Source organism: Chelativorans sp. M5D2P16 (assembly GCF_034427935.1).
Taxonomy (GTDB): Bacteria; Pseudomonadota; Alphaproteobacteria; order Rhizobiales; family Rhizobiaceae; genus Chelativorans.
In genome coordinates this window covers 51794-74532 of sequence record NZ_JAXQNM010000004.1, presented here as the reverse complement: position 1 = coordinate 74532, position 22739 = coordinate 51794, and the positions used below count along the sequence as shown (strand labels likewise).

At 66.6% G+C, this 22739-nt stretch carries 25 protein-coding genes; 14 read left to right on the top strand and 11 right to left on the bottom strand.

The window, feature by feature from the left end; genetic code table 11:
* The 3 genes from SIN08_RS02730 to SIN08_RS02720 form a co-directional block, all read right to left on the bottom strand.
* Positions 1-438 (bottom strand): hypothetical protein (locus tag SIN08_RS02730; RefSeq protein ID WP_322449403.1); only part of this gene is annotated, 438 nt, incomplete at its 3' end.
* 26 nt (positions 439-464) lie between these two features.
* On the bottom strand, positions 465-1439 hold the full coding sequence (locus SIN08_RS02725) for a YVTN family beta-propeller repeat protein (RefSeq protein ID WP_322449405.1): 975 nt from the start codon (positions 1437-1439) through the stop codon (positions 465-467).
* 26 nt (positions 1440-1465) lie between these two features.
* Positions 1466-2647: an ABC transporter substrate-binding protein gene (locus SIN08_RS02720; RefSeq protein ID WP_416208003.1), complete on the bottom strand. Its 1182-nt coding sequence runs from the start codon at positions 2645-2647 to the stop codon at positions 1466-1468.
* A 241-nt stretch (positions 2648-2888) separates the two neighbouring features.
* Here SIN08_RS02720 and SIN08_RS02715 point away from each other — a divergent pair, with 241 nt between their 5' ends.
* From SIN08_RS02715 to SIN08_RS02690, 6 genes are all read left to right on the top strand, one after another.
* Positions 2889-4082 (top strand): (5-formylfuran-3-yl)methyl phosphate synthase, encoded by a 1194-nt coding sequence (locus SIN08_RS02715; protein ID WP_322449972.1) that lies wholly within the window; start codon positions 2889-2891, stop codon positions 4080-4082.
* Positions 4079-4714 (top strand): dihydroneopterin aldolase, encoded by a 636-nt coding sequence (locus tag SIN08_RS02710; RefSeq protein ID WP_322449971.1) that lies wholly within the window; start codon positions 4079-4081, stop codon positions 4712-4714. The genes SIN08_RS02715 and SIN08_RS02710 overlap by 4 nt, the downstream gene beginning before the upstream one ends.
* Before the next feature lie 3 nt (positions 4715-4717).
* Complete coding sequence (locus SIN08_RS02705; RefSeq protein ID WP_322449970.1) at positions 4718-5269, top strand: flavoprotein; 552 nt, start codon at positions 4718-4720, stop codon at positions 5267-5269.
* Positions 5262-6659: a DUF6513 domain-containing protein gene (locus SIN08_RS02700; RefSeq protein ID WP_322449969.1), complete on the top strand. Its 1398-nt coding sequence runs from the start codon at positions 5262-5264 to the stop codon at positions 6657-6659. Before SIN08_RS02705 ends, SIN08_RS02700 begins: the two co-directional genes overlap by 8 nt.
* Positions 6659-7237 carry a DUF447 domain-containing protein gene (locus SIN08_RS02695; protein ID WP_322449979.1) on the top strand — a complete coding sequence of 193 codons (579 nt, stop codon included), beginning with the start codon at positions 6659-6661 and terminating at the stop codon, positions 7235-7237. Before SIN08_RS02700 ends, SIN08_RS02695 begins: the two co-directional genes overlap by 1 nt.
* An 82-nt stretch (positions 7238-7319) precedes the next feature.
* Positions 7320-7589 carry a plasmid stabilization protein gene (locus SIN08_RS02690; RefSeq protein WP_322449968.1) on the top strand — a complete coding sequence of 90 codons (270 nt, stop codon included), beginning with the start codon at positions 7320-7322 and terminating at the stop codon, positions 7587-7589.
* Positions 7590-7703: 114 nt separating this feature from the next.
* On the opposite strand, the gene SIN08_RS02685 is transcribed toward SIN08_RS02690, so the two are convergent.
* A complete protein-coding gene (locus SIN08_RS02685) occupies positions 7704-8732 on the bottom strand; it encodes a hydantoinase/oxoprolinase family protein (protein WP_322449967.1) in 1029 nt (342 codons plus the stop codon).
* Positions 8733-8784: 52 nt separating this feature from the next.
* Between SIN08_RS02685 and SIN08_RS02680 the strand changes: the two genes are divergently transcribed.
* Complete coding sequence (locus SIN08_RS02680) at positions 8785-9486, top strand: HisA/HisF-related TIM barrel protein (RefSeq protein ID WP_322449966.1); 702 nt, start codon at positions 8785-8787, stop codon at positions 9484-9486.
* Positions 9487-9920: 434 nt separating this feature from the next.
* Here the strand turns inward: SIN08_RS02680 and fae are convergent, their stop codons facing one another.
* From fae to SIN08_RS02645, 7 genes are all read right to left on the bottom strand, one after another.
* On the bottom strand, positions 9921-10433 hold the full coding sequence (gene fae, locus SIN08_RS02675; protein ID WP_322449964.1) for a formaldehyde-activating enzyme: 513 nt from the start codon (positions 10431-10433) through the stop codon (positions 9921-9923).
* 160 nt (positions 10434-10593) lie between these two features.
* Entirely contained in the window at positions 10594-11439 is an 846-nt protein-coding gene (locus SIN08_RS02670) for a triphosphoribosyl-dephospho-CoA synthase (protein WP_322449963.1), read from the bottom strand.
* A gap of 4 nt (positions 11440-11443) precedes the next feature.
* A complete protein-coding gene (locus tag SIN08_RS02665; protein ID WP_322449962.1) occupies positions 11444-12397 on the bottom strand; it encodes a RimK family alpha-L-glutamate ligase in 954 nt (317 codons plus the stop codon).
* Positions 12398-12423: 26 nt separating this feature from the next.
* On the bottom strand, positions 12424-13380 hold the full coding sequence (mch, locus tag SIN08_RS02660; RefSeq protein WP_322449961.1) for a methenyltetrahydromethanopterin cyclohydrolase: 957 nt from the start codon (positions 13378-13380) through the stop codon (positions 12424-12426).
* Positions 13377-14501, bottom strand: a complete 1125-nt coding sequence (locus SIN08_RS02655; RefSeq protein WP_322449960.1) for an ATP-grasp domain-containing protein — start codon at positions 14499-14501, stop codon at positions 13377-13379. The genes mch and SIN08_RS02655 overlap by 4 nt, the downstream gene beginning before the upstream one ends.
* Positions 14479-15375 carry an NAD(P)-dependent methylenetetrahydromethanopterin dehydrogenase gene (locus tag SIN08_RS02650; protein ID WP_322449959.1) on the bottom strand — a complete coding sequence of 299 codons (897 nt, stop codon included), beginning with the start codon at positions 15373-15375 and terminating at the stop codon, positions 14479-14481. Before SIN08_RS02650 ends, SIN08_RS02655 begins: the two co-directional genes overlap by 23 nt.
* Before the next feature lie 45 nt (positions 15376-15420).
* Positions 15421-16389 carry a beta-ribofuranosylaminobenzene 5'-phosphate synthase family protein gene (locus SIN08_RS02645; protein WP_322449958.1) on the bottom strand — a complete coding sequence of 323 codons (969 nt, stop codon included), beginning with the start codon at positions 16387-16389 and terminating at the stop codon, positions 15421-15423.
* Between the two features lie 154 nt (positions 16390-16543).
* On the opposite strand from SIN08_RS02645, the gene SIN08_RS02640 reads away from it, so the two are divergent.
* The 7 genes from SIN08_RS02640 (at position 16544) to SIN08_RS02610 (ending at position 22562) form a co-directional block, all read left to right on the top strand.
* A complete protein-coding gene (locus tag SIN08_RS02640; protein WP_322449957.1) occupies positions 16544-16921 on the top strand; it encodes a 4a-hydroxytetrahydrobiopterin dehydratase in 378 nt (125 codons plus the stop codon).
* A 227-nt stretch (positions 16922-17148) separates the two neighbouring features.
* On the top strand, positions 17149-18240 hold the full coding sequence (locus tag SIN08_RS02635; RefSeq protein WP_322449956.1) for a tungsten formylmethanofuran dehydrogenase: 1092 nt from the start codon (positions 17149-17151) through the stop codon (positions 18238-18240).
* Entirely contained in the window at positions 18234-19865 is a 1632-nt protein-coding gene (locus SIN08_RS02630; RefSeq protein ID WP_322449955.1) for a formylmethanofuran dehydrogenase subunit A, read from the top strand. The genes SIN08_RS02635 and SIN08_RS02630 overlap by 7 nt, the downstream gene beginning before the upstream one ends.
* Complete coding sequence (fhcD, locus tag SIN08_RS02625; RefSeq protein WP_322449954.1) at positions 19853-20761, top strand: formylmethanofuran--tetrahydromethanopterin N-formyltransferase; 909 nt, start codon at positions 19853-19855, stop codon at positions 20759-20761. Before SIN08_RS02630 ends, fhcD begins: the two co-directional genes overlap by 13 nt.
* Positions 20758-21570 (top strand): formylmethanofuran dehydrogenase subunit C, encoded by an 813-nt coding sequence (locus SIN08_RS02620; RefSeq protein ID WP_322449953.1) that lies wholly within the window; start codon positions 20758-20760, stop codon positions 21568-21570. The genes fhcD and SIN08_RS02620 overlap by 4 nt, the downstream gene beginning before the upstream one ends.
* Positions 21571-21664: 94 nt before the next feature.
* Positions 21665-22042, top strand: coding sequence for a PH domain-containing protein (locus SIN08_RS02615; RefSeq protein WP_322449977.1), 378 nt, complete (start codon positions 21665-21667; stop codon positions 22040-22042).
* Positions 22043-22274: 232 nt separating this feature from the next.
* Positions 22275-22562, top strand: coding sequence for an antibiotic biosynthesis monooxygenase family protein (locus SIN08_RS02610; RefSeq protein ID WP_322449952.1), 288 nt, complete (start codon positions 22275-22277; stop codon positions 22560-22562).
* Positions 22563-22739: the final 177 nt, after the last annotated feature.

The following is a 22739-nucleotide window of genomic DNA, read 5'->3' as shown; positions in this document are numbered from 1 at the left end:
GCCCTTCATGCCTCTGTCTTCAAGGTCTGGGACGGACCATGTGAAGAAGCCTGGTCTTGCGGCGACGAACTGGACCTGGATGGTGCCTGGGGCGTCGAATTCGAGCCAGGCGGGGGCGCCGTTCATGTGCACTTCCAGGTCCTCGATGACGATCTGGTTCATCCACACATTGCGGAAGAGGTCGGTGAAGAACTTGTATTCCAGCCGCCCCTTCGACGTGATCTGCCAGCGATAGGCCTGGCCGGCCACCAGCTCGAAGTTCTGCCGGTTGACGGCGAAGTCGTCGTCGGGCGCGCCCAGCACCAGCTCCGGCACGTCCTTGCTCGATAGCGTGATCTCCGGGCCGTCGTCGTCATCGTCGTCGTCCTGCGCCCAGGCGAGGCCCTGCGGCAGCAGCGCAAGGCTTGCCGCCAGGAGCAATGTCGCCAGCTTCTTCATGGGTCTTCCTCCCTCCGCTTGTGTGATCATTCCGGCGCCACCACCACGCCCCAGGGCTGCTGGCCCACCGTCACCGACTGCACCGGCTCGTCGCTCGCCACGTCGATGAAGGTCACGTCGTTGGAGATGCCGTTGGTGCTGATGACCATCGCCTGGTCCGGCGTGAAGGCGAGCTGCCACACGCGCTGGCCGACCAGGATGTAGTCGAGCACCTCGTAGGTTTTCGTGTCGACCACTGCCACCCGGTTGGCCGGGCCGAGCGCCACATAGGCCTTGGTGCCGTCCCTGGTGATGCGCACCCCCACCGGCTGGATCGATTCCGGCCTCAGACCCGGGATCTCGAAGGTGATCTTGTGCTTGATCTCGCGGCTCTCGTTGTCGATCACCGACACCGTGCCGCCGATCTCCGCGCTCACCCACACCTCCGCCCCGTCGGGCGTGAACTCGGCGAAGCGCGGGCGCGAATCGACCAGCACGTTGTCGGTGATCTCGTGGCTCTCCGTGTCGATGAAATGCGCCATGTTGGTGGTCTCCGAGGTGTTGACCAGCGTCCTGCCGTCGGGGCTGATGCCCATCCCCTCCGGCTCCACCCCGACCGGGATCTCGGTCACCACGCTGCGGTTCTCGATGTCGATCACGGTCACCAGATTGTCGTCCTCGTTGGCCACATAGAGCGTCTTGCCGTCGGGCGACAGCACGAACAGCTCCGGGTCCGGCCCCGACGGCAGCGTGCCGACGATCCGGTGCGTCTCCGTGTCGATGATCTCCACCGTGTCGTCGTCGCTGGCGCACAGATAGATGAACCTGCCGTCATGGGAGATGGTGATGCCGCGCGGGCGCTGGCCGGTCTCGATGGTCTCGACCACCGCCATCGTCTCGGTGTCGATGACGCTGACGGTGTTGCCCCGCTCGTTCGACACATAGGCCATGGTGGCCGAAGCCGGCGTGGCGAGCGCCGCCGCCAGCGCGGCGCCGGCGAGCGCGGACAGGGTTCTATGCATGCAGGCTCCTCCCGATCGGTGAAAAACTAGTCAAGCACGCAGCGCGTCTCCGGCCGGTCGACGCCCAGCGTGTCGAGCTCGGAGACCTGGTGCAGGAAACCCTCCTGCGGCGAGGTCGACACCACCGAACGCCCGTCGCCCAGAAAGATCGGCTGGCGCAATTGCTGGTTCCAGTCGCGGTAGGTCAGCTTCTGGCCGCGGAAGGCGGCCACCGCGAAATCGTCGGAACGGATGAAGGCGGCCACCTCTTCAGGATCGCCGCTGCCCGTGCGCGTCACCGCCTCGCCGATCGAGCGCGCCGCCGTCCAGGCCGACATGTCCTTCGACACCATGCGCCGGCCGATCCTGTCCGCGAACCGGTTCTGGATCTGCGTGCCGCCCCATTGCTCGCTCGCCGGGTGCCAGGCCGAGGGCACCAGCCCCGCCGTGCCGGCCACCGGCCGCGGCACCCAGGTGCGGTAGGGCAGATAGGTGCCGAACACCTCGCTCTCGTCGGCCACCAGCACCACGTCGTGCTCCGGCAGCCCTTGCGTGAAGACCGGCATCTCGCGCTGGATCTGGGTGACGCCCGAATCGGCGCGCCGCGCCGTGCCGCGGTCCTCGTAGAGCTTCTCGGCCACGATCTCGCCGCCGAAGCGTTCCGCCGCCCGCTTGAGGGCCTCGGCGAACAGCCGGTCCGGCGCGTGCGAGCCGTGGATCAGCACCCAGCGCCGCCACTGCTTCCACATCAGATACTGCGCCAGCCCGTCGGCCAGCATCGAGCGCGTCGGCGCCGTGTGGAAGACGTTCGCCCGGCATTCCTCCTCGCGCAGAATGTCATCCGGCGCCCCGACATTGAACAGGATCACGCCGGCTTCGGCCGCCAGATCGGCGATCGAGACGAGCTGTTCGGCCGAGACGTCCGTCAGCACGAACCGGTTGCCGTTCTCCACCAGCCCGCGAAAGGCCTCCCTCGCATTCGCCCCCGGCGCGATCTCGCGCACTTCCAACGCAAATTCCTGGCCGAGAAAGCTGCCCGTCGTGTTGTTGTCCGCAACCGCAATCTCCGCCCCCGCAACCCCCTCGTCACGCGGCGGAATGTCCAGAACCGACAGCGCCAACTCCGGCGCATACGCGCGGAGATAGCCGATCCGGATCTCGATCGGCGCATCGCCTGCCGACCCCGATGCATCCTCCTGTGCACGGGCGGGCGAGACGTTGACGCTCAAAAGAAAAAGGTACAGAAACGCAAGGAGAGTGTATGGCACCGCGCTCTTCACAAGTTCGACTCGTTGAAGTCCTGCACGGCCGTAAACCGCGCAAAAGAATGTTGATGAGGTGCCCGCTCATGATGGTAGCGCGTTTGAGAGCTTGCGCAACCCCTCCTAGATTCATTTCACGCGTGAACCGGATTGCCGGTTGCCGCGTTGATGCACGAACCGGCGCCTCGCGGCGCCTAAGGTGCATTCGATGACCAAGTTTCTGGCCAGCGTCACCGGGCGGCAGGAGGCCGAGACAGCTCTTGCCGGCGGTGCCGACATCATCGACCTGAAGAACCCAGAGGACGGCGCGCTGGGCGCCGTCGCCCTGGACGAGATCCGCGAGACGGTCGCGCATGTGGCCGGCCGCCGGCCCGTCAGCGCCGTCTGCGGCAACCTGCCGATGGACCCCGAGGCGATCCGCCAGGCCGCGACGGAGATCGCCGAGACCGGCGTCGACTACCTGAAGATCGGCTTTCTTCCCGACGTCCAAGCGGCAGCCTGCGCGCGGGCGCTCGCAGGTCTCGCCCCAAGGGTGAAGCTGGTCGCCGTCCTTTTCGCCGACCGCGATCCGGATTTCGCCCTCCTGCCCGCGCTTGCCGAAAGTGGCTTCCACGGCGCGATGGTCGATACGGCGGGAAAGGGCAGGGGCAGGCTGCTCGACCACCTGCCGCCCGAGCGTATTCCCGATTTCATCAACCCGGCACGCGCCCATGGCCTCATGGCCGGGCTGGGCGGATCGCTGGAGGCGCCGGACATCCCACGTCTGTTGCCTTTGGAACCGGATTTCCTCGGCTTCCGGGGTGCGCTTTGCGACGGCTCGCAGCGCACGAAGACGATCGACATCGATTGTGTCCGGCGCATCCGTGCGCTCATTCCCGAGGAGCGCCTGGCCGGCGACTCCGCTGCCGTCGATTACCGGCTACTCGCCGCGCGCGGCTACTCGCCCGAGGCGGTGGACCCAAAGCTCGGCACCGACAAGATCTTCGTGCGCGACTTCGTGCTGCCGGTGGAGATCGGCGCCTACAGCTTCGAGCACGGGCGCCAGCAGAAGGTGCGCTTCGACGTCACCGCCGAGGTGCGCCGCATCACCGACGACCCGCAGGACATGCGCCACGTCGTTTCCTACGACATCATCATGGACGGCATCCGGGGAATCGTCGCGCGCGGCCATGTGGAACTGAGCGAGAGCCTGGCCGAGCAGGTGGCCGCCCATGTGCTGTCGGATCCGCGCGTCGTGCGTGTCACGGTGCGGGTCGAGAAGCTGGAGCTCGGCCCGGGCAGCGTCGGCGTCGAAATCGAGCGCAAGCGCCCCGCCGAGGCGCCGGGCCTGCGGCCGGGCGCGGCGGAGCGCCACGGCGGGGCGGATGCCTCCGGGCGGCGCGGAAAGGGCGCCAGCCGATGAAGCAGGCGGTCGTCAAGCTTGGCGGCAGCACGGCTTTCGGCACGCACCTGCATGAATGGATCGATGCCCTTGCCGCCGCGCGCCTTGCGGTCACCATCGTGCCGGGCGGCGGCCCCTTCGCCGACCAGGTGCGCAAGGCGCAAAAGCCCATCGGCTTCTCCGATGCCGCCGCGCATGCCATGGCGATCCTGGCGATGGACCAGTTCGGCCATGCCCTGGCCGACCTTTCCGCGCGCTTCGTACCGGCCCGCACATGCCTCGAGATGGCCGAGACATCCGCTGCCGGGCACATTCCCGTGTGGCTGCCCTCCGCCATGACGCTCGGCAATCGCGCGATCCCCGAATCATGGGACATCACCTCCGACTCGCTCGCCGCGTGGCTTGCCGGCCAGCTCGGTGGCGAAGCGCTGCTGCTCGTCAAGGAAACGGCGAATTTTTCCGCCGAAGACGATCCCGACAGCCTGGTGCGGCGGGGCGTCGTCGATGCCTGTTTCTCCGCCATGCTGCCCGCCGGCATTGATTTTCACCTTGCCGGCCCCGAAGATGCGGCCACGGCGCGGGCGCTTTTTGCCGCCGGCAAGCTGCCGGGCGTCAGGATCGGCGCGCCCGTGCTTGCGAGGAACGCGGGATAGAGGATGGCGAAGCTCCACACACCGCGCTGGGCCTGGGTCCTGACCGGGTCGGGCCATTTCTTCATCGAGAGCTTCCGGATGATCCGCAAGCTCGAACATTGCGACGTCTTCGTCTCCAAGGCGGCCGACGAGGTCTTGCGCATGTACGGGCTGAAACTCGACTTCCCCGATACGACGCGCGTGCTCCACGACAAGACGGCGAGCGCCATACCCGTCGGCGAGTTCTATCACGGCGTCTACCACTCGGTGGTCGTCGCGCCGGCAAGCTCCAACACCGTGGCCAAATGCGTGTGGGGCATCTCCGATACGCTGGCCACCAACGTCTTCGCGCAAGCCGGCAAGTGCCGCATCCCGTCGATCGTCTTTGCCTGCGACACGGCGCCGGAGCTTCTGACGCGCGCGCCGCACGGCATGGTGAAGGTCTTCCCGCGCCGCATCGACCTGGAAAACACCGAGCGCCTGAAGACGTTCGAGTACACGACCGTGGTCGAATCCCTCGCGGATCTCGAAGCCGCGATCGCGCGCCGTCAGGCCGAGCGCGAGCGCCATGGCTGAGAAGCTGATCTTCCTGACGGGCCGCCTTGCCCGGCCGCGGCTGGAACGGCTTCTGACGGAGCTGGGCGAAACGGAATTCGCCTGGGAGATCATCGACACGGGCGTCAAGATCGCAGCGCTGATGACGGAGGAAATCATCAAGCGCCGGGTGACGCTGCCGGACGGCGCAAGCCGCGTCATCCTGCCCGGCCGTTTCCGCGGCGAGCCGGAGCGGCTCGCCGCCCATTTCGGCGTGCCTTTCCAGCACGGGCCCGACGAGATCGCCGACCTGCCGCCCTTCCTCGGCCGCGAGGGCCGGCCGCCGGACCTGTCGCGCCATGACCTGCGCATCTTTGCCGAGATCGTCGACGCGGCCGCACTCGACGTGGAGGCGATCGTAGAGCGGGCAGGGGGGCTCGCCGCGGCCGGCGCCGATGTCATCGATCTCGGCTGCCTGCCCGACACGCCCTTTCCGCATCTGGGCGATGCGGTGCGGGAGTTGAAGGCGCGGGGGCTGACGGTCAGCGTCGACTCGGCCGATGTCGCGGAACTGCGGACCGGGGCCGACGCCGGCGCGGACTATCTCCTGAGCCTCACCGAGGACACGCTTTCGCTGGCGCGGGATTATCCGGTGACACCGGTCCTGATCTCGGCTGTTCCCGGCGACCTTTCCTCGCTCGACCGTGCCATCGAGGCGGCGGAAAAAGACGGCATCCGCTTCATCGCCGATCCCGTGCTCGACCCGATCCATTTCGGCTTCACGCAATCGCTCGAGCGCTTTGCCGAGACCCGGCGACGCTGGCCGCAGGCCGAGCTCCTGATGGGCACGGGAAACCTGACGGAACTGACGGATGCCGACAGCGCCGGCGTCACCGCCATGCTTCTCGGGCTCTGCTCGGAGCTTTCCATTTCCAGCGTGCTGGTGGTCCATGTGAGCCCGCACACGGCGAAGACGGTCGAAGAGCACGATCTGGCGCGCCGCATCATGTTCGCCGCCCGCAACGACGGTGCGCTGCCGCGCGACTACCACCCTGGCCTCCTGCAGGTGCACGACCGCAAGCCATTCCCCGCCTCGTCTGAAGATATCGCCGCACTGGCAGAGGAAGTGCGCGACGCCAATTTCCGCATCATGACGGCGCCGGACGGAATCCACATCTTTTCCAGCAAAGGCCATTTCGTGGCGCAGGATGCCTTCGAACTCTTCCCCAAGCTCGGCGTCGAGGCCGACGGCGCGCATGCCTTCTATCTCGGCGCCGAACTGATGAAGGCCGAGATCGCCTGGCGGCTCGGCAAGCGCTATGTGCAGGACGAGCCGCTCGCCTGGGGCGTGGCCGCGCCCGCGCCGGAAGAGGACCGCACGCGGCTCGCCGAAGCCGGCCATACCTTGCGTGCGAAGGAAAGGGACAAGTGATGCCCTATATCCGCGAGTCGATCATCACGACGGTCAACGAGGCGGGCGAGGTCCACATCGCCCCCCTCGGCATCATCGCCGAGGGTGAGGGCTGGGTGATCGCCCCCTTCCGCCCCTCCGCCACGCTGGACAATTTGTCGAAGCGCCCGGTGGCAGTCGCCAGCTATACCGACGACGTGCGCATCTTCGCCGGATGTCTCACCGGCCGCAAGGACTGGCCGGTCGTCCCGGTCGAGAACTGCCCGGTGCCGCGGCTTTCCGCGGCCCTTGCCCATTCGGTGCTCGAAGTGGTGGAGGTCCAGGAGCACGAACTCAGGCCGCGCTTCCTGTGCCGTGTCGCCGCGGAAGAGACGCACGCGCCGTTTACCGGCTTCAACCGCGCCAAGGCGGCGGTGCTCGAACTGGCGATCCTCGTCAGCCGCCTCCATATGCTGCCGCGCGAGAAGATCGAAGCCGAGATCGGGTATCTCACCATCGCCGTGGAGAAGACGGCGGGCCCGGAGGAGCGGGAGGCCTGGGACTGGCTGATGGCGCGGGTTGACGCGCATTTTTCGGATGCGGGGAAAAGCTCCAACTGAACCTTCAGCCATCGAGCCATCTGTTGCCATCTTGATGGCTATGGGCGCTTGGCGCACATTGCGGCAAACAGGAGCACCCAGAATGGCCAAACCCCGACTTGCCGTCCGAAGTGCCAAGGCGCGAGATATCGCCCATAGGATCGCGTTGCGGGAAAAGCGCTCGGTCCGCGATGTCGTGGAACGGGCGCTCGAGGCATATGAAGCCAGCGAGAGCAGCCGCGAGCCCGCTCACGCTTTCTACAAGCGGCTGACAGAGCACTACGGCACGGATATCGATCTTGAAGCAATTGTCAGGAAGGGAAGAGGTTCATTGGATCCCTTCAACGCGTCATCCCGGAAGCCGGAGCGGTAGCGGAGACTGTCCGGGATCCATTCCGGAACGGGGCAAAGTCGCGGAATGGATCCCGGCCCTCACTTTGTTCGGCCGGGATGACGGCCAAGCGGGTTGGTCCGATCCAAACTTCCCTTAGCAGCTTGCAAGCAGCGCCACGGCGGCCGCCGGCGCCGCGTCGCTGGCGGCGATCCTCGCATTCTCCTCCGCCGGGATGAGTGCGGCGAGGTCCAAGAACGGGCGCTCCAGACGGCGGGCGAGGCGCTCGACCTGCCAGCGGCCGATCCCCGCGCCGACGACGGGAGCATCGTCGGCGAGTTTTCCGCTCACGAGATAGGCCGTGTCGTGGATGAGGCGCAGCTGGTGCTCAGAAAACCAGGCGGCGATATGGCGCCATTCGTCAGTGCCGAGATCATCCGCATCGCGGCCGACGAGGCGCGCCAGCCGGGTGATCGAGGCAGGCAGCGTCTTTTCCTTGTTGTCGGCGGTGCGGTGCTGGTCATCCATCTCGCGCAGCACGCCCAGCACGCGGTGAACGTCGGCCATGGTGGCGAAATACTCGTTCATCAGTGGCGTGAAACGGCCCCTGACGGGGGCATTGGAGCACAGCGCGAAGGGGAAGGAGCGGACGAACCCCGTATAGACCAGCTCGCCGGTGGCGAGCCTTCCTGCATCGCTGTCGCCCTCGTTCATCACCTTCCCGTCCCTGACGGCGATGATGTCCGTGGTGGTCGAGCCCATGTCGACGAAGAGCGCATCGCCTGCAAGACGCGCGACAAGGCTCGCCGTCGCATGCCAGTTGGCGGAGGCGACTTCGCCGGGGACCGTCCGCGCCTGATCGATCGCGACGAGGCCGGAGCGCGTCGTGTAGATCAGGCTGTCGGCGGAAAAGTGCCTCGCGATCTCGTCGAGGAGCGCGGCAACGCCGGCCGTGCGCGACGGGAAGGCTTCGGAGAGCTCGCCGGTCATGGTGAAGGCGCCGAGTTCCGCTCCGGCATGGATCGGCGTGGTCTCGCGGAAGGCCGCCGCCAGCGTGTCGAGCCCCAGCCGCAGGGGCGCGGCAACCGTCGCGGCGGCCGTCACCCGGCCGTCTTCCACACGTGCGACCTTCAGATGCGCGCCGCCGATGTCGAAACCGGCAACGATTTTCTTTTGCCCTGTCACGTGTCACGCTTTCCCGAAAGGATGCGGATTCGAAGACCCGTCGGAGGAGATCGTGCGTATCATACCGGTGCTCGACCTGAAAGGCGGCCAAGTGGTGCGCGCGGAAGGCGGAGAGCGTGCGCGCTACCGCCCGATCGGCACACCGCTGAGCTCAGACGCGGCACCTGTCTCCGTCGCGCGCGGTCTGCGCACGCTGCTCCCGTTCCCCGCCTTCTATATCGCCGACCTCGATGCCATCGAGAAGGGCGCGCCCGATGAGGAGGCCCTGGAGAGCCTGCAACGAATGCCCGACGCGCCGGAACTGTGGCTCGACGCAGGCTTCGCCGAGGAGGCAAGCCTTGCCGCCGCACTCGCGCGGCCGGGGCTCCGGCCGGTGCTCGGGTCGGAATCCCAGGACGATACAGCGCTCATAGCCCGTTTCCGGGATCATCCGGGCCTCATCCTTTCGCTGGACTTCTTCGCCGACGGTTTTCGCGGGCCGGAGGCACTCCTGTCGGATATAGCGCTTTGGCCATCGACGGTGATCGTCATGACCCTTGCGCAGGTGGGTTCCGGTGCCGGCCCGGATTTCGCGCGGCTGCGGAAAATCAAGGCACGGGCCGGCGGGCGCGCCGTCATCGCCGCCGGCGGTGTGCGCAACGAGGAGGACCTGCGCCGGCTCGCCGAATGCGGCATTGCCGGCGCGCTGATGGCCACCGCATTGCACGGCGGCGCGCTGACGCCGGCGCAGCTTGCACGGCTGAGCGCATTGTAGGGAGTGGTTCCAGGCGCGCTCCCCACGGGCGCAGGCAGAGAGGCCGGCGGCCCATCCGTTCCAACAGTCGAAATGCCGGATTTGGTGACATCAGGCAGGACAGAGGGGAGTGTGAAGAGGGCTGTGCTATTCGGAAGATCGATGTCGGTCTGTGTGCATCGGCGATCCGTCACCCCGGAACGCCCAGGCTAAGCAATTACCCGGTATTTCCGTCCACCCCGCCTCGCGGGCAGGGCGGCCGTTCGCCTGGGACACCCCCGACATACCGCGCGTTAAAGCCGGCGCTGTATACGCGCCGGCATGGGACGCCTCTTGGGCATCTGCAAGGAGCCGCCCCTTTTTGGCGGCGTCTAAAGGCCTACGAGCCTCTTCAACCGGCGCAACAGACCACCCGACTGCGCAGATGGTTTTGCCTGTGCGGGGTTGTTTCGTGTCTAAGCCGCGGCACCAAAGGGGTGCTTGACCGTATCCCGCTTCGAAGTGACCTCGGCTGCCGTCGGCGTGCCGTTGACGGCCCGCTCGATCGATTCCTTGGTCGCGCGATAGTTGTACTCCTGGATCTTGGCGTCGTCCTCCGCCTCCCAGTGGATGAACACGCCGACGCAGATGAACAGATCATCCGCCTCCTCCTCGGGGATGATCCCCTCGGCGACGCTGTCCTGCACCGCCTTGGCGACGGCAAACTGCGCCGGGCCGAACATTTGCACGGCCTGCTTCTGGCCCTTGATGGTGACCTTGTTGAAAAGCACCGTGTTCGGTTTACAGGGCATGTTGGGCGCAATCACCGCCAGAAGGGTGGTGAACCCATCCTTGTTGTTCGTCAGCGCGTTGCAGAATGCCGCCTCTACCGGACTGCCGCGCGGGCCGATGAGTAGATCGATATGCGCCACCTCGTTGCCATCTCCAACGAGCGATTCGCCAACCATTACTTTCGAGATTTTTGCCATACCAGTGTTCCTCCAAGACATGGTTTTGATGTCCAAGGATGCCGCACCAGGCAGACACCCAGTGGACGACTATCCTTGTTGGCAGCATCCGGAGCGTCCGGACCGGTTGGCTAGATAGTCACGGAGTACAGTTCCGCAGCCAAATTGAACCATTAACGCATTAATTATGCAAGTTTGACCTGAGGCCCCGAACGAAAAGCGTAGCCACGGTCAGGTCTGCCGAGGTGCCGGGATTGAGCGATTGCGCCTTCAACCGTCGATCGAAATCCATGAGTTTTCCGATCCGCGCGGCCTCGTCATGCATCCTTTCGGTTTCGGACAGCACCGCGGCCGCCTCGCGAGCCAAAGCCTCGGCGGCGGGAACGCCGTGCTTGCGCGCCACGTGGCTGTCGGGGAAGCGCGCCAGGAAAGCGAGATAGGTGAAGACCGTCGGCCACATGCCGTCCAGGCCGCGCCCTTCGGCTTTTCGATGCGCAGCGACACCGGTTTCGAACACATCCCGGAAATCGGTCGCATACTGCCGGGCGATCATGTCGCGGCCGGAAGCCGCCCGCATGGCCTCCACGACCGTCACGCGCGGCGCCTCCCGCACGTCGTGGGAGGGGGAGGAACCCAGCCCGCCGGGCGAGGCGAGCACGATCGCCTCGAAGACGGGGGCGCTATCGGCAACGTCCATCCCGGCAAGCGCGCGGGCGAGTGCCGCGCGCAGGTCGGTGTCGTCCATCTCCGCCGCACGCGCCAGCGGCGCGCACAAGAGGATGATGCCGAGATTGGTGTTGGTGCCGACCGCCGCGCGCGTCGCCCGCACGGCGGCGAGGGTGCGCCGGCCCACGGAGAGGCTGCTGTCGGCAAGGACCGGCGCGGAAGCGCGGGCACTCGCCAGGAACTGCGCCGCCGTCATGCGGTGGCCGTCGGCGAAGCGATGCACGTTCCCCGGCTTCAGCGCCTCGATCTCGGCGAGGCAGGCCGCCTCGTAAGCGGCGCGGATCCGCTCGCTCACCGACATGGCCTCAAGACACCGGCACCACCTCGCCGGCGGAGCGCGGCAGCGCGGCAAGGGAGGCAAAGCGTTCCCGCTCGTCGAGAAAGCGCATCATCTCATCGGCGATCGTGCCGGCGATATCGGCCTTGGTGACCGACTGCAGCCCCGACCAGGCGGGCATGCTGTTGACCTCGATCACCTGCAGCGACCCGTCCGCGGCGGGCATGATGTCGACGCCGGCGAAGTCGGCCTCCACGGCCGCGACGGCGGCAAGGGCATAGTCGCTCAGCCGTGCGCGCAGATCCTGCGGCACCAGCCCCGGAACCGCCCCTCTCTGGATGTTGGTGATCCAGTTGTCGCCGCGCCGGACCATCATCTCCACAACACGCCCGGCGCAGACGAAAACGCGGAAATCGCAAAAGGGCGGCCCGGCGCGCTCGACGTAACGCTGAAGATAATAGGTATCGTCCATCTCCTCCGGCGGCGGCAGGTCCTCGGTCCTGTCGATGCGCCGGATGCCGCGCCCTTGGGAGCCGAAAAGCGGCTTCAGCACCAAAGGCCCCCTTCGCAACTCGCGTTCGGCGACCGACCGCGCGGCGTCGAACCCTTCGACGGAAAAGGTCGGCGGGGTCGGCAGGCCGGCATTCTTGACGAGGAAAGTGGTCATGGACTTGTCGACGCAGCGCTCTATGGCCTGCGCCGAGTTCCACACCGGCACGGAGAGCTTGCGAAGCGCATGCAGCACGCCGAGCCGGCGCGTCACCGCCTCGAAGGTGCCGGCGCCGACCGAGCGCACGACCAAGGCGTCGGGGCGAGCGTCCCCGAAGCCGGCGAACGAGAGCCCGTGCGGGCGCTCGGTGTCGAATTCGAGCGCGGAAAGCGGCTCCATGACGACCGTGCAGCCGCGCTGCCGAAAGGCATTGACCAGTGCGGTGGTGCGGTTGCCCGACTGGTTGTTGGCGATCAGGATTTTTCGTGTCACGCAGGGGCTTTCCTTTGCAGATCCGCTCAGGCGAGGCTCTTTTCGAGCATCTCCGCGTCGCGCCCGCCACTGCGGAAGGTCTCGCCCGTTTCCAGCGCCGTCACGATGACCTCGGCGGGGCTGAAGAGCAAGGGATCGATGGCGTAGAAATCGCCCTTGAACTTTGCGAAGATCTCCGCAAAGGGCAGGCCGTAGTCGCGCGAGGCGCGGCTCGGCAGCTTTTCGGCGAGCTCTCTCGCCGCTGATGCCGGACCCGTGACGTAGAACTGCGCGAGGCCGCCATAGATGATGGCGTCGTTGGTGCGCCCCATGGCGGTGATGAAGTCGGGGTGCGGGGCGGGCAGGGGCGCGGCGGCGATGCCGTCGACGATGTCTTCGAGCGGAAAATCGAGATCCCTGGCCTTGTGCAGCGCCACCTCCAGGACACGGGCGACGATCTGCACCGTTCCGGCCAGGCTCTGGGTCGGCGCATAGACGAAGGTCAGCCTGTCCGGCGCAAGGCCGGTCGCTCCCGCCACCTTTTCGACTACCTTTTCGGGCGGCGGCGCCCCGGTTTCCAGCACGACGACGGAGGATGCGGCCGTCTCGTGATAGGTCAGCGTCGAAAACAGCGGCTCGACCCGGGCGAGCAGGCGGACCGGGCCGGAGCCCATGGCGAAATATTTGTCCTCCGAAAGGTTCCAGCCGGCATACTGGCTGCCGAGGCAGGCAAGGACCGGCTGCGAGGAGCGCACCTCGAGCTGGAACGGCCACCGCGTCGAGGCGCCGTCGATCACCGGCATCACCTCGCCCAGGCCGCCCATGGTCGCCCGCGCCATGTGGAGGCCGGCCTCGATGCTGCCGAGAACCGCCGCGCCGGCGTCGACGAGGCGTTCGCCGAGGGGCCCCGTGGAGACAGCGATGCGCAGGCGCTCGGCATCGCGCACCATGCCGTCGACGATGGCACACGCGCTGTCGTTCAGTAACGCCGATCCGTTTTTCATGTCCCTTCTTCCCAGTTTTGCCGCAGCCTTTCCGCCAGATGGCCGACCGCGCGGCGGCTGGCCGCGGCGGTGGGACCGCGGGCGAAGGCGGTGCAGACGGGCTCTCCCGGCTGAAGCCGTGTGCCGGGCGACTGGCGGTCGGCCACTCCCTCCGGCCAGGCAATGGCGGGAAAGCGGTCGATCGGCCCGCGCGTGTAGACGATCATGGAGGCCATGCAATCGGCAAAGCGCGGCAGGCGGCAGGCGGCGCCCTCGGCGGCGGCGAGATGCGCCTCGAACAGCGGGGCCTCGTCGCTGTCGAAGATGTCGAGCGTGGCGCCCGGACGCGGGTTCACCTCGACGAGATGCAGGGCGTCGCCCGAGCCGATGAAGTCGGCACTGCAGAGGCCCTTGAGCCCCGTGCGCGCCGTCAGTCCGGAAAGCCATCCGCTGATCGTTTGCGCATGGCTCCGGTCGAAACGCTTGAGCCGCACCGCCCCTCCATAGCGGTGGGGGGCGGTCGGTGTCGGAGCTGTCCATTGCCGGCTGAAGCCGACGATGCGTGCCGCTCTCCCGTCACCGACGAAGAGGACGGAAACGCTCTGCCCGGGTACGAAACGCTGGAAGTAGCAGCCGGGTGCCGACACCGCCCCGTCCGCACGGCGGACATGGGATCCCCCGGCGCCGCCGACCTTTTTCACCACCCAGTGTTCCGGGTCGGACGGCGCCGCCCAGGAGAAGGCCGGGTGGGGGATGCCGAGCGCCGCACAATCCTCCGCCAGCCTCTGCGGGTCCTTTGTCCGCCGCACCGTCTCCGCCCCGTTGCCGGCGACGGGGAAGTGCCGGCCCATTTCCGCAATCAGCTCCGGCCGTCCCTCGAAGCCCGAGCCGTAGACGAGGGCCGCCGGCTCTTCGCTCCCGGCAAGAGCCTTCAGGCAATCGACAAGCGCTCCGCCGTCGATCCCCGAACGCAGGTCCCCGGGAAGCCGCGCCACCCGCCCGGCCAACACCCGCGTGTCATCGTCGCAGAAGAAGTCCGCCACGAGCGGCCGATAGCCGGCGCGCCTTGCCGCCGCCGCCAACGCCCGGCCGGAGATCGCCGCGATCAGAAGCGGGCGGTTACTTGGCGATCTCGCGGGCAAGGGTAAATGCATCCTGAAAATCGAGTGTGACGGCTTTTTTCGCTTCAATCATCCTTTTGAAGAGACCGAACTCGGCCTTGTACTTGACATTGCCCGTGGCGAGCGGCCCGATGCCGACCGCGCCGGTGCCTTCGAGCGGCGCCGCGTCCGCATCCACCGCCACGCCCTCGATGCCCGCCGGCGGCACGGCGTTCACATCGGCTGCGATGACAAGCTTCGCGGCGTTGCGCAGGTGCTCCTTCGAGATGACCTGAACGCCGGCCTTGCCGGCCGAAAGGATGATCTCGCTGTCGGCGACGATGCCCGTCTTGGAGTGATCCGTGGAGCCGTCGACGGCGCGCACGTCGAGATCGAAACGGCTCTTGATCTCCGCCGCGATCTTCTGCACCCGCTCCGCGCCGTCATGCCCGACGAGCGTGACCGACGCTTTTTCCCTCGCGGCGATCACGGCGGTGCAAAAGCCGACCACGCCCGTGGCGCCGAAGATCGACACGCGGGCACCTTCAAGCGTGCGCCCGAACTTCTCCTGCAGTACTTTTTCCACCTTGGCCACCATGGCGGCGGCGGTCGTGAAGGAGCCTGCCGGATCGGCGAAAACGCTCACTGAGAAGGGTGGCACCATGGCCTTCCTTGCCGCCTCCAGCATGTCGAGCGCGAGGATGACGTTCTTGCCGGCGATGAAGACGCCGGTGTCGGCGCCCGCATCGGGCGGGCGCGAGAAGATCGCGTCCTGCACGAGCCCGGTGACGTCGGCGAGTTCCGCGTTCACATAGGGAACGACCGCGTCGAAACCGGCGTCGAGCGCCATGTTGACGTCGAACGGGCTCATCTGGCTGAGGGGCGTGATCATGTGGAGTATGTTCTTGCGGGCCATATGCTTCCTATCCGGCTGGTGTCGTGGTGCCCTCGATTGAAAAGTTCAGCTCCCGAGCAGACCGAGCGTGCGCCTGGTAATGCCGGCGCCGTCGTTCCTCCCCCGGACGATGCGCATCTCGATGTCCTTCTCGGCGACCTCGTGCGCGGCGTGCACATAATCGCGTGCCGCCTCCTCGCTCGGCGCGAAGGCGAAACCGGTCGGTCCCCAGGAGCTTTGCCCGATCCCGGCCGCACCCGACTCGGCCAGCCGCCTGGCGACGCGCTCAACCTGCTTGCTGGCGAAGATGCCGCCCTGGGCAGGCGCAAAGTAGCTTCCGACCTGGATCTGGATCTCCTCGATGGCGGCGCCGAAGGCTTCAAGATCCTCCTCCACCGCCGCAGGCAAGGCCTGCATGAGGACCCGGCGGCAGATTTCCGCCGCGCTTTGCGCGGGGAAGGGGGGCAGCGCGCGAAACGCCGCGATCTCCTCCTGGCCATGAATCCCGGTGTGCCCGTGATCGAGGATGAGGATCACACGCCAGTCGCGCGGGAATGGGATGCGGGAAACCACCGGGGGTTCGCGGTCCTCCGCGCTGCGTCCGGCGTCGACGATCAGCCCGCCCTCGTCGAAGGCGGCGATGCCGATGCCCGACCGCTCACCCCGCCCGAGAAAGCGGGCGTCCTCACCGGCGTTGACCGGCAAGCCGTGCAGCGTCCGAAGTGCGGCCGCGACGGCGACGGCCATCTGGGTTCCGGATCCGAGCCCCCGGTGCGGCGGGATCGCTTCCTCCACCACCAGGCGGTGGCGGGCGCGGATGTTCAGATGCCGGCACAGGGTTTCCAGGTGCCGGGCCGCGCGTTCGCGGTCCGGACCTTCGACACGCGTGCTGGAAGCCGGCGCCAGGCTGACGACCGTTTCCGGCTCGCTCAGCGGGAGCCCTATGCTGCCGAAGCGTCGCCCGGTACCGCCGTTAAGGTCGAGAAAGCCGAGATGAAGACGGGCAGGCACGGAAGCGGTGACAAAAGTCGACATTTGCCCCCATTGGGTGCATCATCAATGCATCGCTCATGTTCGGGTGCCCGCGCCTATGATAGCGGCTTTCCGCGTCAGGGCAAGCCGGAAGCTGTCGCACACGGACTTCCGGGGCGGAACGCCCGAACGCCACAAGAGCAAAACGGAGGATTACATGGCTGACCGGCAGAAGGATCGCGTCTATTCCGAAGAGGAGATCGTCGAGCGGCTTCGCGCGGAACTGCCCAAATGGTATTATGAAAAAGGCTGGATCCGTCGCAAATACAAGACGCACAGCTGGAAATCGACGCTGATGGTCATCAACAGCGTCGGCCACTTGGCGGAGGCCGCCTTTCACCACCCCGACATCACCGCCTCCTACGCCTGGGTCGAGGTGCGCCTGATGAACCATGCGGCAAAGGGCGTCACCGACAAGGATTTCGAACTGGCGAAGAAGATCGAGGAGGTCGTCCAGTGGCAGCCGGGGCTGGAAGGCGGCGCGCTGGAAGGGACGCCCGAGGACCAGCGCTTCGCCTATATCAAGTATGATTGAGCGGCCCATTATCCGCGCCGTCGCGTCATCCCGGAAGCTGTAGCGGGGCGGAGGCTGTCCGGGACCCATTCCGTGACTCGTCCATGCTCCGGATTGGATCCCGGCGCGCGGTCGTTTGCGTTCCCTTGGCCGGGATGACGAGGGGTCGTTTTACCATCGACAACGGGGCTTCACCTGCAGCGAAGTTTCGTCTACAGTTTTTTCGGGCACCAGAAAGATAGCGTTTGATGACGGTTGCATGGATCGGCGACCGGGACGCGCTGGTGCAGGATGCGGTCGGCCATGCCGCACGGCTCCTGGCGGAGAGCTGGTGCCCGGTTATCAGTATTGATGCGGATGTCGACGGAACCCGTGCGGCCATCGCGCTGGCGGGGCGGGTCGGTGCGGCTTACGACCACTTCGACGGCGAAAGCCTCGCGCGGGAGACGGCGCTCGTCAGCGACAGCGGCGGGATCTTCGTCAGCGCCGGCGAGGTACGGCGCCGGGCGGACCTCGTCGTGGTCGTAGGCGCGCTGCCCGAGTTCCATCACGACTACCTTCGCACGCTTGCCGAAACGGCACCGGACCTTGCCGAGCGCCGGACGCGCGACTTCTTCCTTGTGCCGGACCGCGGCAACGATCCCCCGCCGGCGGCGCTCGACGGACAGGTCACGCGGCTTGCCTGCGACGGCGCCGACCTTCCCGCGACGCTTGCCGTCGTGCGCGCGCAGGTCGGCGGCCGGCCCGTCACGACGCCGGTCACGAATTTCGAACGTCTTTGCGATGCACTGGCGAAGGCGAACTATGCCGCCTTCCTGTGCTCCGGCCACGGCACCCACCATCTTGCGCTCGAGATGCTGCAGGGCCTCGTTTCCGACCTCAACAGAAAGACGCGCGCGGCAATGCTCATGCTGCCGGAAAGCGAGGCCGGCTGGGGCGGCACACTGGTCTCCGGCTGGACGACCGGCTTCCCCATGCGCACCGGCTTCGCGCAGGGTGCCGCCGAACACGACCCCTGGCGCTTCGACGTGCGCCGGATGCTGGGCGCCGGCGAAGCGGACGTGCATCTGTGGGTCGCCGCGCGGGAGGACAGCGCACCCGCACACGCGAACGGTTCCACGCTGATCGCCTTGACGAAGACGGCCGAACCCGTGGCCGAGGCAGCCGTCACCATTCCCGTGGGCGCACCCGGCGCGGACCACGACGCGGTCCTCTATTCAAGCAGCCGGAGCACATTTGTCGGCAGAACAGCGGGAGCGCCCTCGCAGCTTCCATCCGCCGCCTCGATCCTCAAAGCCATCATGGAAGAGCTTCCCGTAAAAATGGATACCCGATGCTGATAAGAGTCGCGGGGGGTGAGATCATCGATCCGGTCAATGGGCGGAACGGGATCGGCGACCTGTGGGTCGAAGACGGCGTCATCGTCGATCCGCCGCCGGGCGCACAACCGGACAGGACCGTCGATGCCACCGGCTGCATCGTCATGGCCGGGGCCATCGACATCCATTCCCATATCGGCGGCGGCAATGTGAACACGGCACGCCTGCTTCTGCCGGAGCACCATTTTGCCCATCTGCCGCGGCCGGGCGCGACACCGCTTTCCAATCTCGGCTGGAGCACCTTCCAGACCGGCTGCCTCTATGCGCGGATGGGCTTCACCACCGTCGTCGAGCCGGCCATGCCGCCGGGAACCGCGCTTCACACCCATCTGGAGCTCGCCGACATCCCGATCATCGACAAGGCGACGCTGGCCGTTCTAGGCAATGACGACTTTCTGCTCTCGCTCATCCGCGACCGGGCTTCATCGGAAATGATCGAGGACTACGTCGCCTGGACCGTCGCCTCCACCCGGGCGCTCGGCGTGAAGACCATCAATGCGGGTGGTGCGGCGGCCTTCAAGGAGAATGTCCGCACCTTCTCGCTGGACGACGTGGTGCCGTCCTACGGCGTCTCCTCGCGCAGCATCGTCAAGACGCTGCAAGCCGCCGTCACCAGTCTCGGCGTGCCGCATCCGCTGCACGTCCACTGCAACAATCTCGGCGTGCCGGGTTCCGCCGATACCGCCGCCGCCACCATGGAAGCCGCCGAGGGCGTGCCGCTGCATCTGGCCCATCTGCAGTTCTACGGCTACGGCAAGGAGGGGAAGCGGCGCTTCTCCTCCGCCGCGAGCCGCCTTGCAGAGCTGGTCAATTCCACGCCCGAGATCACCATCGACGTCGGCCAGGTGATGTTCGGGCAGACGGTCACGATCTCGATGGACGTGCTCAGGCAGTATCCGGCGCGCAAGAACGCGCATCCAAAAAAATCCTTCATCATCGACGGCGATGGAGAAAGCGCCGGCATCGTGCCCTATCGCTACCGCAAGGATTTCTACGGCTCGCTGCAATGGGCGGCGGGGCTGGAGCTTTTCCTCTTGATCGACGATCCCTGGCGGGTCTTCTTCACCACGGACCACCCGAACGGCGCGCCCTTTACCGCCTATCCGGCGCTTTTTGCGCTTCTTATGGACCGGGAGGCGCGGCGGCGGACGGCCGAGAATCTGTCGAAGCCGGCGCTGGCACTCACCACGCTGCCGACGATCGACCGCGAATACACCTTCGAGGAGATCGCCATCATGACGCGGGCCGCACCGGCGCGCCTGCTCGGCCTCAAGGACCGCGGCCATCTGGGGCAGGGGGCGATCGCCGACATCGCCGTCTACCGCAAGGACCGCGACATCGAAAAGATGTTCGCCGCCGCCGCCTACGTCTTCAAGGACGGCGAGATGGTGGTCGAGGAGGGCGAGATCACGGCCCTGCGCTGGGGCAAGACCCTGCGGATCGCGCCCGAGCCCGACAAGGCCATGCTGCGGCGCATGGAATCCTACCACCAGGAGCGCTATGGCCTGTCGCTCGACTGGTTCGTCTTCCCCGACTGGGCGATCGACCGCGAAGAGCCGTTCGGGGAGGTGCCATGCATCGCGTGACGGTCAACGGCGTCGAGATCGACGATACTTTCGCGGAAGCCTTCGGCATGCGCGCCACGGCGATCATCGTCACCGCGCCGACGCGAAAATGGGTGCTGGAGGCGGCGCGCTCCATGACCGGCTTCGCCACCTCGGTGATCGGCTGCGGCTGCGAGGCCGGCATCGACGTGGAACTGCCGCCCTCGGAGACGCCGGACGGCCGGCCCGGCTGCCGCATCATGCTGTTCGCCGTCAGCACCGACGAATTGCAGAAGCAGCTTTTGAAGCGCGTCGGCCAGTGCGTGCTGACCTCGCCGGGCAGCGCCTGCTTCGCCGGGCTCGACGGCACGGAGCCGCTCAAGCTTGGCTCGTCGCTGCGCTATTTCGGCGACGGCTGGCAGATCTCAAAGAAATTCGGCGGCCGGCACTACTGGCGCATCCCCGTCATGGACGGCGAGTTCGTCTGCGAGGCGGCCACGGGGCTCACGAAGAAGGCGGTCGGCGGGGGCAATCTGCTTCTCTTGGCCGGCAGCAACGAGCAGGCTTTGGTGGCGGCGGAAGCCGCGGCCGAGGCGATGGGCAAGGTGCCCGGCGTCATCCTGCCTTTCCCGGGCGGGGTGGTGCGCTCGGGCTCGAAGGTCGGCAGCAAATACAAGAGCGTCGTCGCCTCCACCAATGAAGCCTATGCGCCGACCCTGCGCGGCCGGGTGGACAGCGCCCTTGGCGCCGAGATCAACGCCGTGCTCGAAATCGTCATCGACGGCGAGACAGACACGGCCGTCGCCGCCGCCATGAAGGCGGGGCTCGACACCCTGATCGGCCTCGGGTCGGAGCGCGGCGCGGCGCGCATCAGCGCCGGCAATTACGGCGGCAAACTCGGCAAGTTCCACTACCACCTGAAGGAACTGTTGCCGTGACGTCTCTCACCTTCACGCTTGTCTCGGAGCCGCCGGAGCGGCTCGATCTCTCGCCGCTCACCCCGCAAGGGCTCGCCGGCCTTTCCCGACGTACGATCGAGCAAACCAGGCTGGGGCTGTCGAAAAGGGGGGCAAGGGTAGGGGACCTCTTCCGCCTGTCGGGCGAGGACGCTGAAAGCATCGTCTTCGCGGGCGGCAGCGTCCGTTTCGATCGCCTGGGCGCCGGAATGACGGAAGGCGCCATCCGCGTGACCGGCGACGCCGGCGCGCAGGCCGGGCGTAAGATGTCGGGCGGATCGCTCACGATCGAGGGCAGCGCTGGCCCGCATGCCGGCTCCGGCATGACCGGCGGGCGGCTCGATATCCACGGCGATGCCGGCGACTTCGCCGGCGGACCGTTCACCGGCGAGATGCGGGGTATGAACGGCGGCGTGCTCGTCATCCGCGGCCGCGCGGGCGACCAGGCGGGTGACCGGATGCGGCGCGGGCTTATCGCCGTCGGCGGCGGATGCGGCGACTATGCGGGCAGCCGCATGATTGCCGGCACGCTGGCGATCGCCGGCGGTGTGGGCCACCTGCCGGGCTATCTCATGCGCCGCGGTTCCATTCTTCTCGACCGCCCGCCCGCAACCCTCTCGCCCAGCTTCACGGGAAGCGGTGCCGTCGAGAGCGTCTTCGCCTCGCTGATGGACCGCTATCTGATCGCCGAGAATATCTTCGACAAGCCGCTGCTCACCGGCGCGGCCGGCCGCTACTGCGGCGACAATGCGGTGCTGGGCAAGGGAGAGATCCTGTATTCGCTTCGATGAGCCGAGGTCGGGCCGGCCAGGGCGGCATTGACCCACACCGCAGCCGATTGCACATTGCCCGTCATTTGATGACGCTTTGATAATGGTGATGGACATGGGATTGCTGGACGGTCTTCTGGGACATGGCAGCGCGGTCGATACCGCCAGGCTCGCACAGCGCCTCGACGGCGTGCTCATCGAGGGAGAGGATGTCAGGCTCGCCTTCAAGGTGATCCGTGACCTCATCGTCTTCACCGACAAGCGGATGATCGTGATCGACGTCCAGGGTCTGACGGGCAGCAAGGTCGACTATCTGAGCATCCCTTACCGGGCCGTCACCCGCTTCTCGGTGGAGACGGCCGGCACCTTCGATCTGGACACCGAGCTGAAGATCTGGGTTTCCGGCACCTCCTCACCGATCCAGAAGACGCTGAAGAAGGGAACGGATGTCCGCGGGATCCAACGCGCGATCGCAGCCGGCGTTCTCGGTTGAAAGCCGGCCGGCCCGACACGCGCGGATTCTTCCGGGTGAACTGACGAGGCAACTCTTCGGGTTTCGAGCGGTCATGGTGTTGCGGCATTCGCCGGCCTTGGCCGGTTCCGCCGCAGGAAGCGCCCAAAGGGGGCGACCTTCTGGCGACCTTGCACATAGCTTTTCTTCAGTCCTCTGTCGGCTCGGACCTTCGTTCAACGTCCTACGAAAGCAATCACGATGGGGTAGAAGCATGCTGGTTATTGCAGGTCACTTCAAAGTTCCGGCCGATCGGCGGAAGGCGTTCGTTGAAGCACACGCAGATCTGATAAGGCGTGCCCGCGCATATCCGGGTTGCCTCGACCTATCCATCAGCGAAGATCCTTTCGATCCTTCGCGTGTCAACCTGATGGAATTGTGGGAGTCCGAAGCCATTTTGGAGGCTTGGAGAAAGATATCAAATCCGCCCAAAACAGATATTCAGTTCGAAGGCGGAAATGTCCAAAAGCACCATATCAGCCACTCCGGTCCTCCATTCTGAAGAACACAGGCAGCTTTCCTCCCGATCCGACGCGGCGCGGGCTGTTCTGGCGAGGAAATTGCATAAGATTTATTATGGAACTTACTTGCACGGCGCGGCAGCTTGATTGATTGCTGCCACCGCCTTGCCCCAGAGCGCTCCACTGACAATCAGTACGCGCTGTGCAGGTGCTCGGGC

Excerpts from the sequence above, each read along its gene's own strand:
- SIN08_RS02700 (WP_322449969.1), top strand. The coding sequence starts at position 5,262 with ATGGCTGAGAAGCTGATCTTCCTGACGGGCCGCCTTGCCCGGCCGCGG.
- SIN08_RS02690 (WP_322449968.1), top strand. The coding sequence starts at position 7,320 with ATGGCCAAACCCCGACTTGCCGTCCGAAGTGCCAAGGCGCGAGATATC.
- fhcD (WP_322449954.1), top strand. The coding sequence starts at position 19,853 with ATGCATCGCGTGACGGTCAACGGCGTCGAGATCGACGATACTTTCGCG.
- SIN08_RS02705 (WP_322449970.1), top strand. The coding sequence starts at position 4,718 with ATGGCGAAGCTCCACACACCGCGCTGGGCCTGGGTCCTGACCGGGTCG.
- fae (WP_322449964.1), bottom strand. The coding sequence starts at position 10,433 with ATGGCAAAAATCTCGAAAGTAATGGTTGGCGAATCGCTCGTTGGAGAT.
- SIN08_RS02670 (WP_322449963.1), bottom strand. The coding sequence starts at position 11,439 with ATGTCGGTGAGCGAGCGGATCCGCGCCGCTTACGAGGCGGCCTGCCTC.
- SIN08_RS02635 (WP_322449956.1), top strand. The coding sequence starts at position 17,149 with ATGACGGTTGCATGGATCGGCGACCGGGACGCGCTGGTGCAGGATGCG.
- SIN08_RS02630 (WP_322449955.1), top strand. The coding sequence starts at position 18,234 with ATGCTGATAAGAGTCGCGGGGGGTGAGATCATCGATCCGGTCAATGGG.
- SIN08_RS02695 (WP_322449979.1), top strand. The coding sequence starts at position 6,659 with ATGCCCTATATCCGCGAGTCGATCATCACGACGGTCAACGAGGCGGGC.
- SIN08_RS02640 (WP_322449957.1), top strand. The coding sequence starts at position 16,544 with ATGGCTGACCGGCAGAAGGATCGCGTCTATTCCGAAGAGGAGATCGTC.
- SIN08_RS02715 (WP_322449972.1), top strand. The coding sequence starts at position 2,889 with ATGACCAAGTTTCTGGCCAGCGTCACCGGGCGGCAGGAGGCCGAGACA.
- SIN08_RS02610 (WP_322449952.1), top strand. The coding sequence starts at position 22,275 with ATGCTGGTTATTGCAGGTCACTTCAAAGTTCCGGCCGATCGGCGGAAG.
- mch (WP_322449961.1), bottom strand. The coding sequence starts at position 13,380 with ATGAAAAACGGATCGGCGTTACTGAACGACAGCGCGTGTGCCATCGTC.
- SIN08_RS02710 (WP_322449971.1), top strand. The coding sequence starts at position 4,079 with ATGAAGCAGGCGGTCGTCAAGCTTGGCGGCAGCACGGCTTTCGGCACG.
- SIN08_RS02645 (WP_322449958.1), bottom strand. The coding sequence starts at position 16,389 with ATGTCGACTTTTGTCACCGCTTCCGTGCCTGCCCGTCTTCATCTCGGC.
- SIN08_RS02725 (WP_322449405.1), bottom strand. The coding sequence starts at position 1,439 with ATGCATAGAACCCTGTCCGCGCTCGCCGGCGCCGCGCTGGCGGCGGCG.
- SIN08_RS02650 (WP_322449959.1), bottom strand. The coding sequence starts at position 15,375 with ATGGCCCGCAAGAACATACTCCACATGATCACGCCCCTCAGCCAGATG.
- SIN08_RS02615 (WP_322449977.1), top strand. The coding sequence starts at position 21,665 with ATGGGATTGCTGGACGGTCTTCTGGGACATGGCAGCGCGGTCGATACC.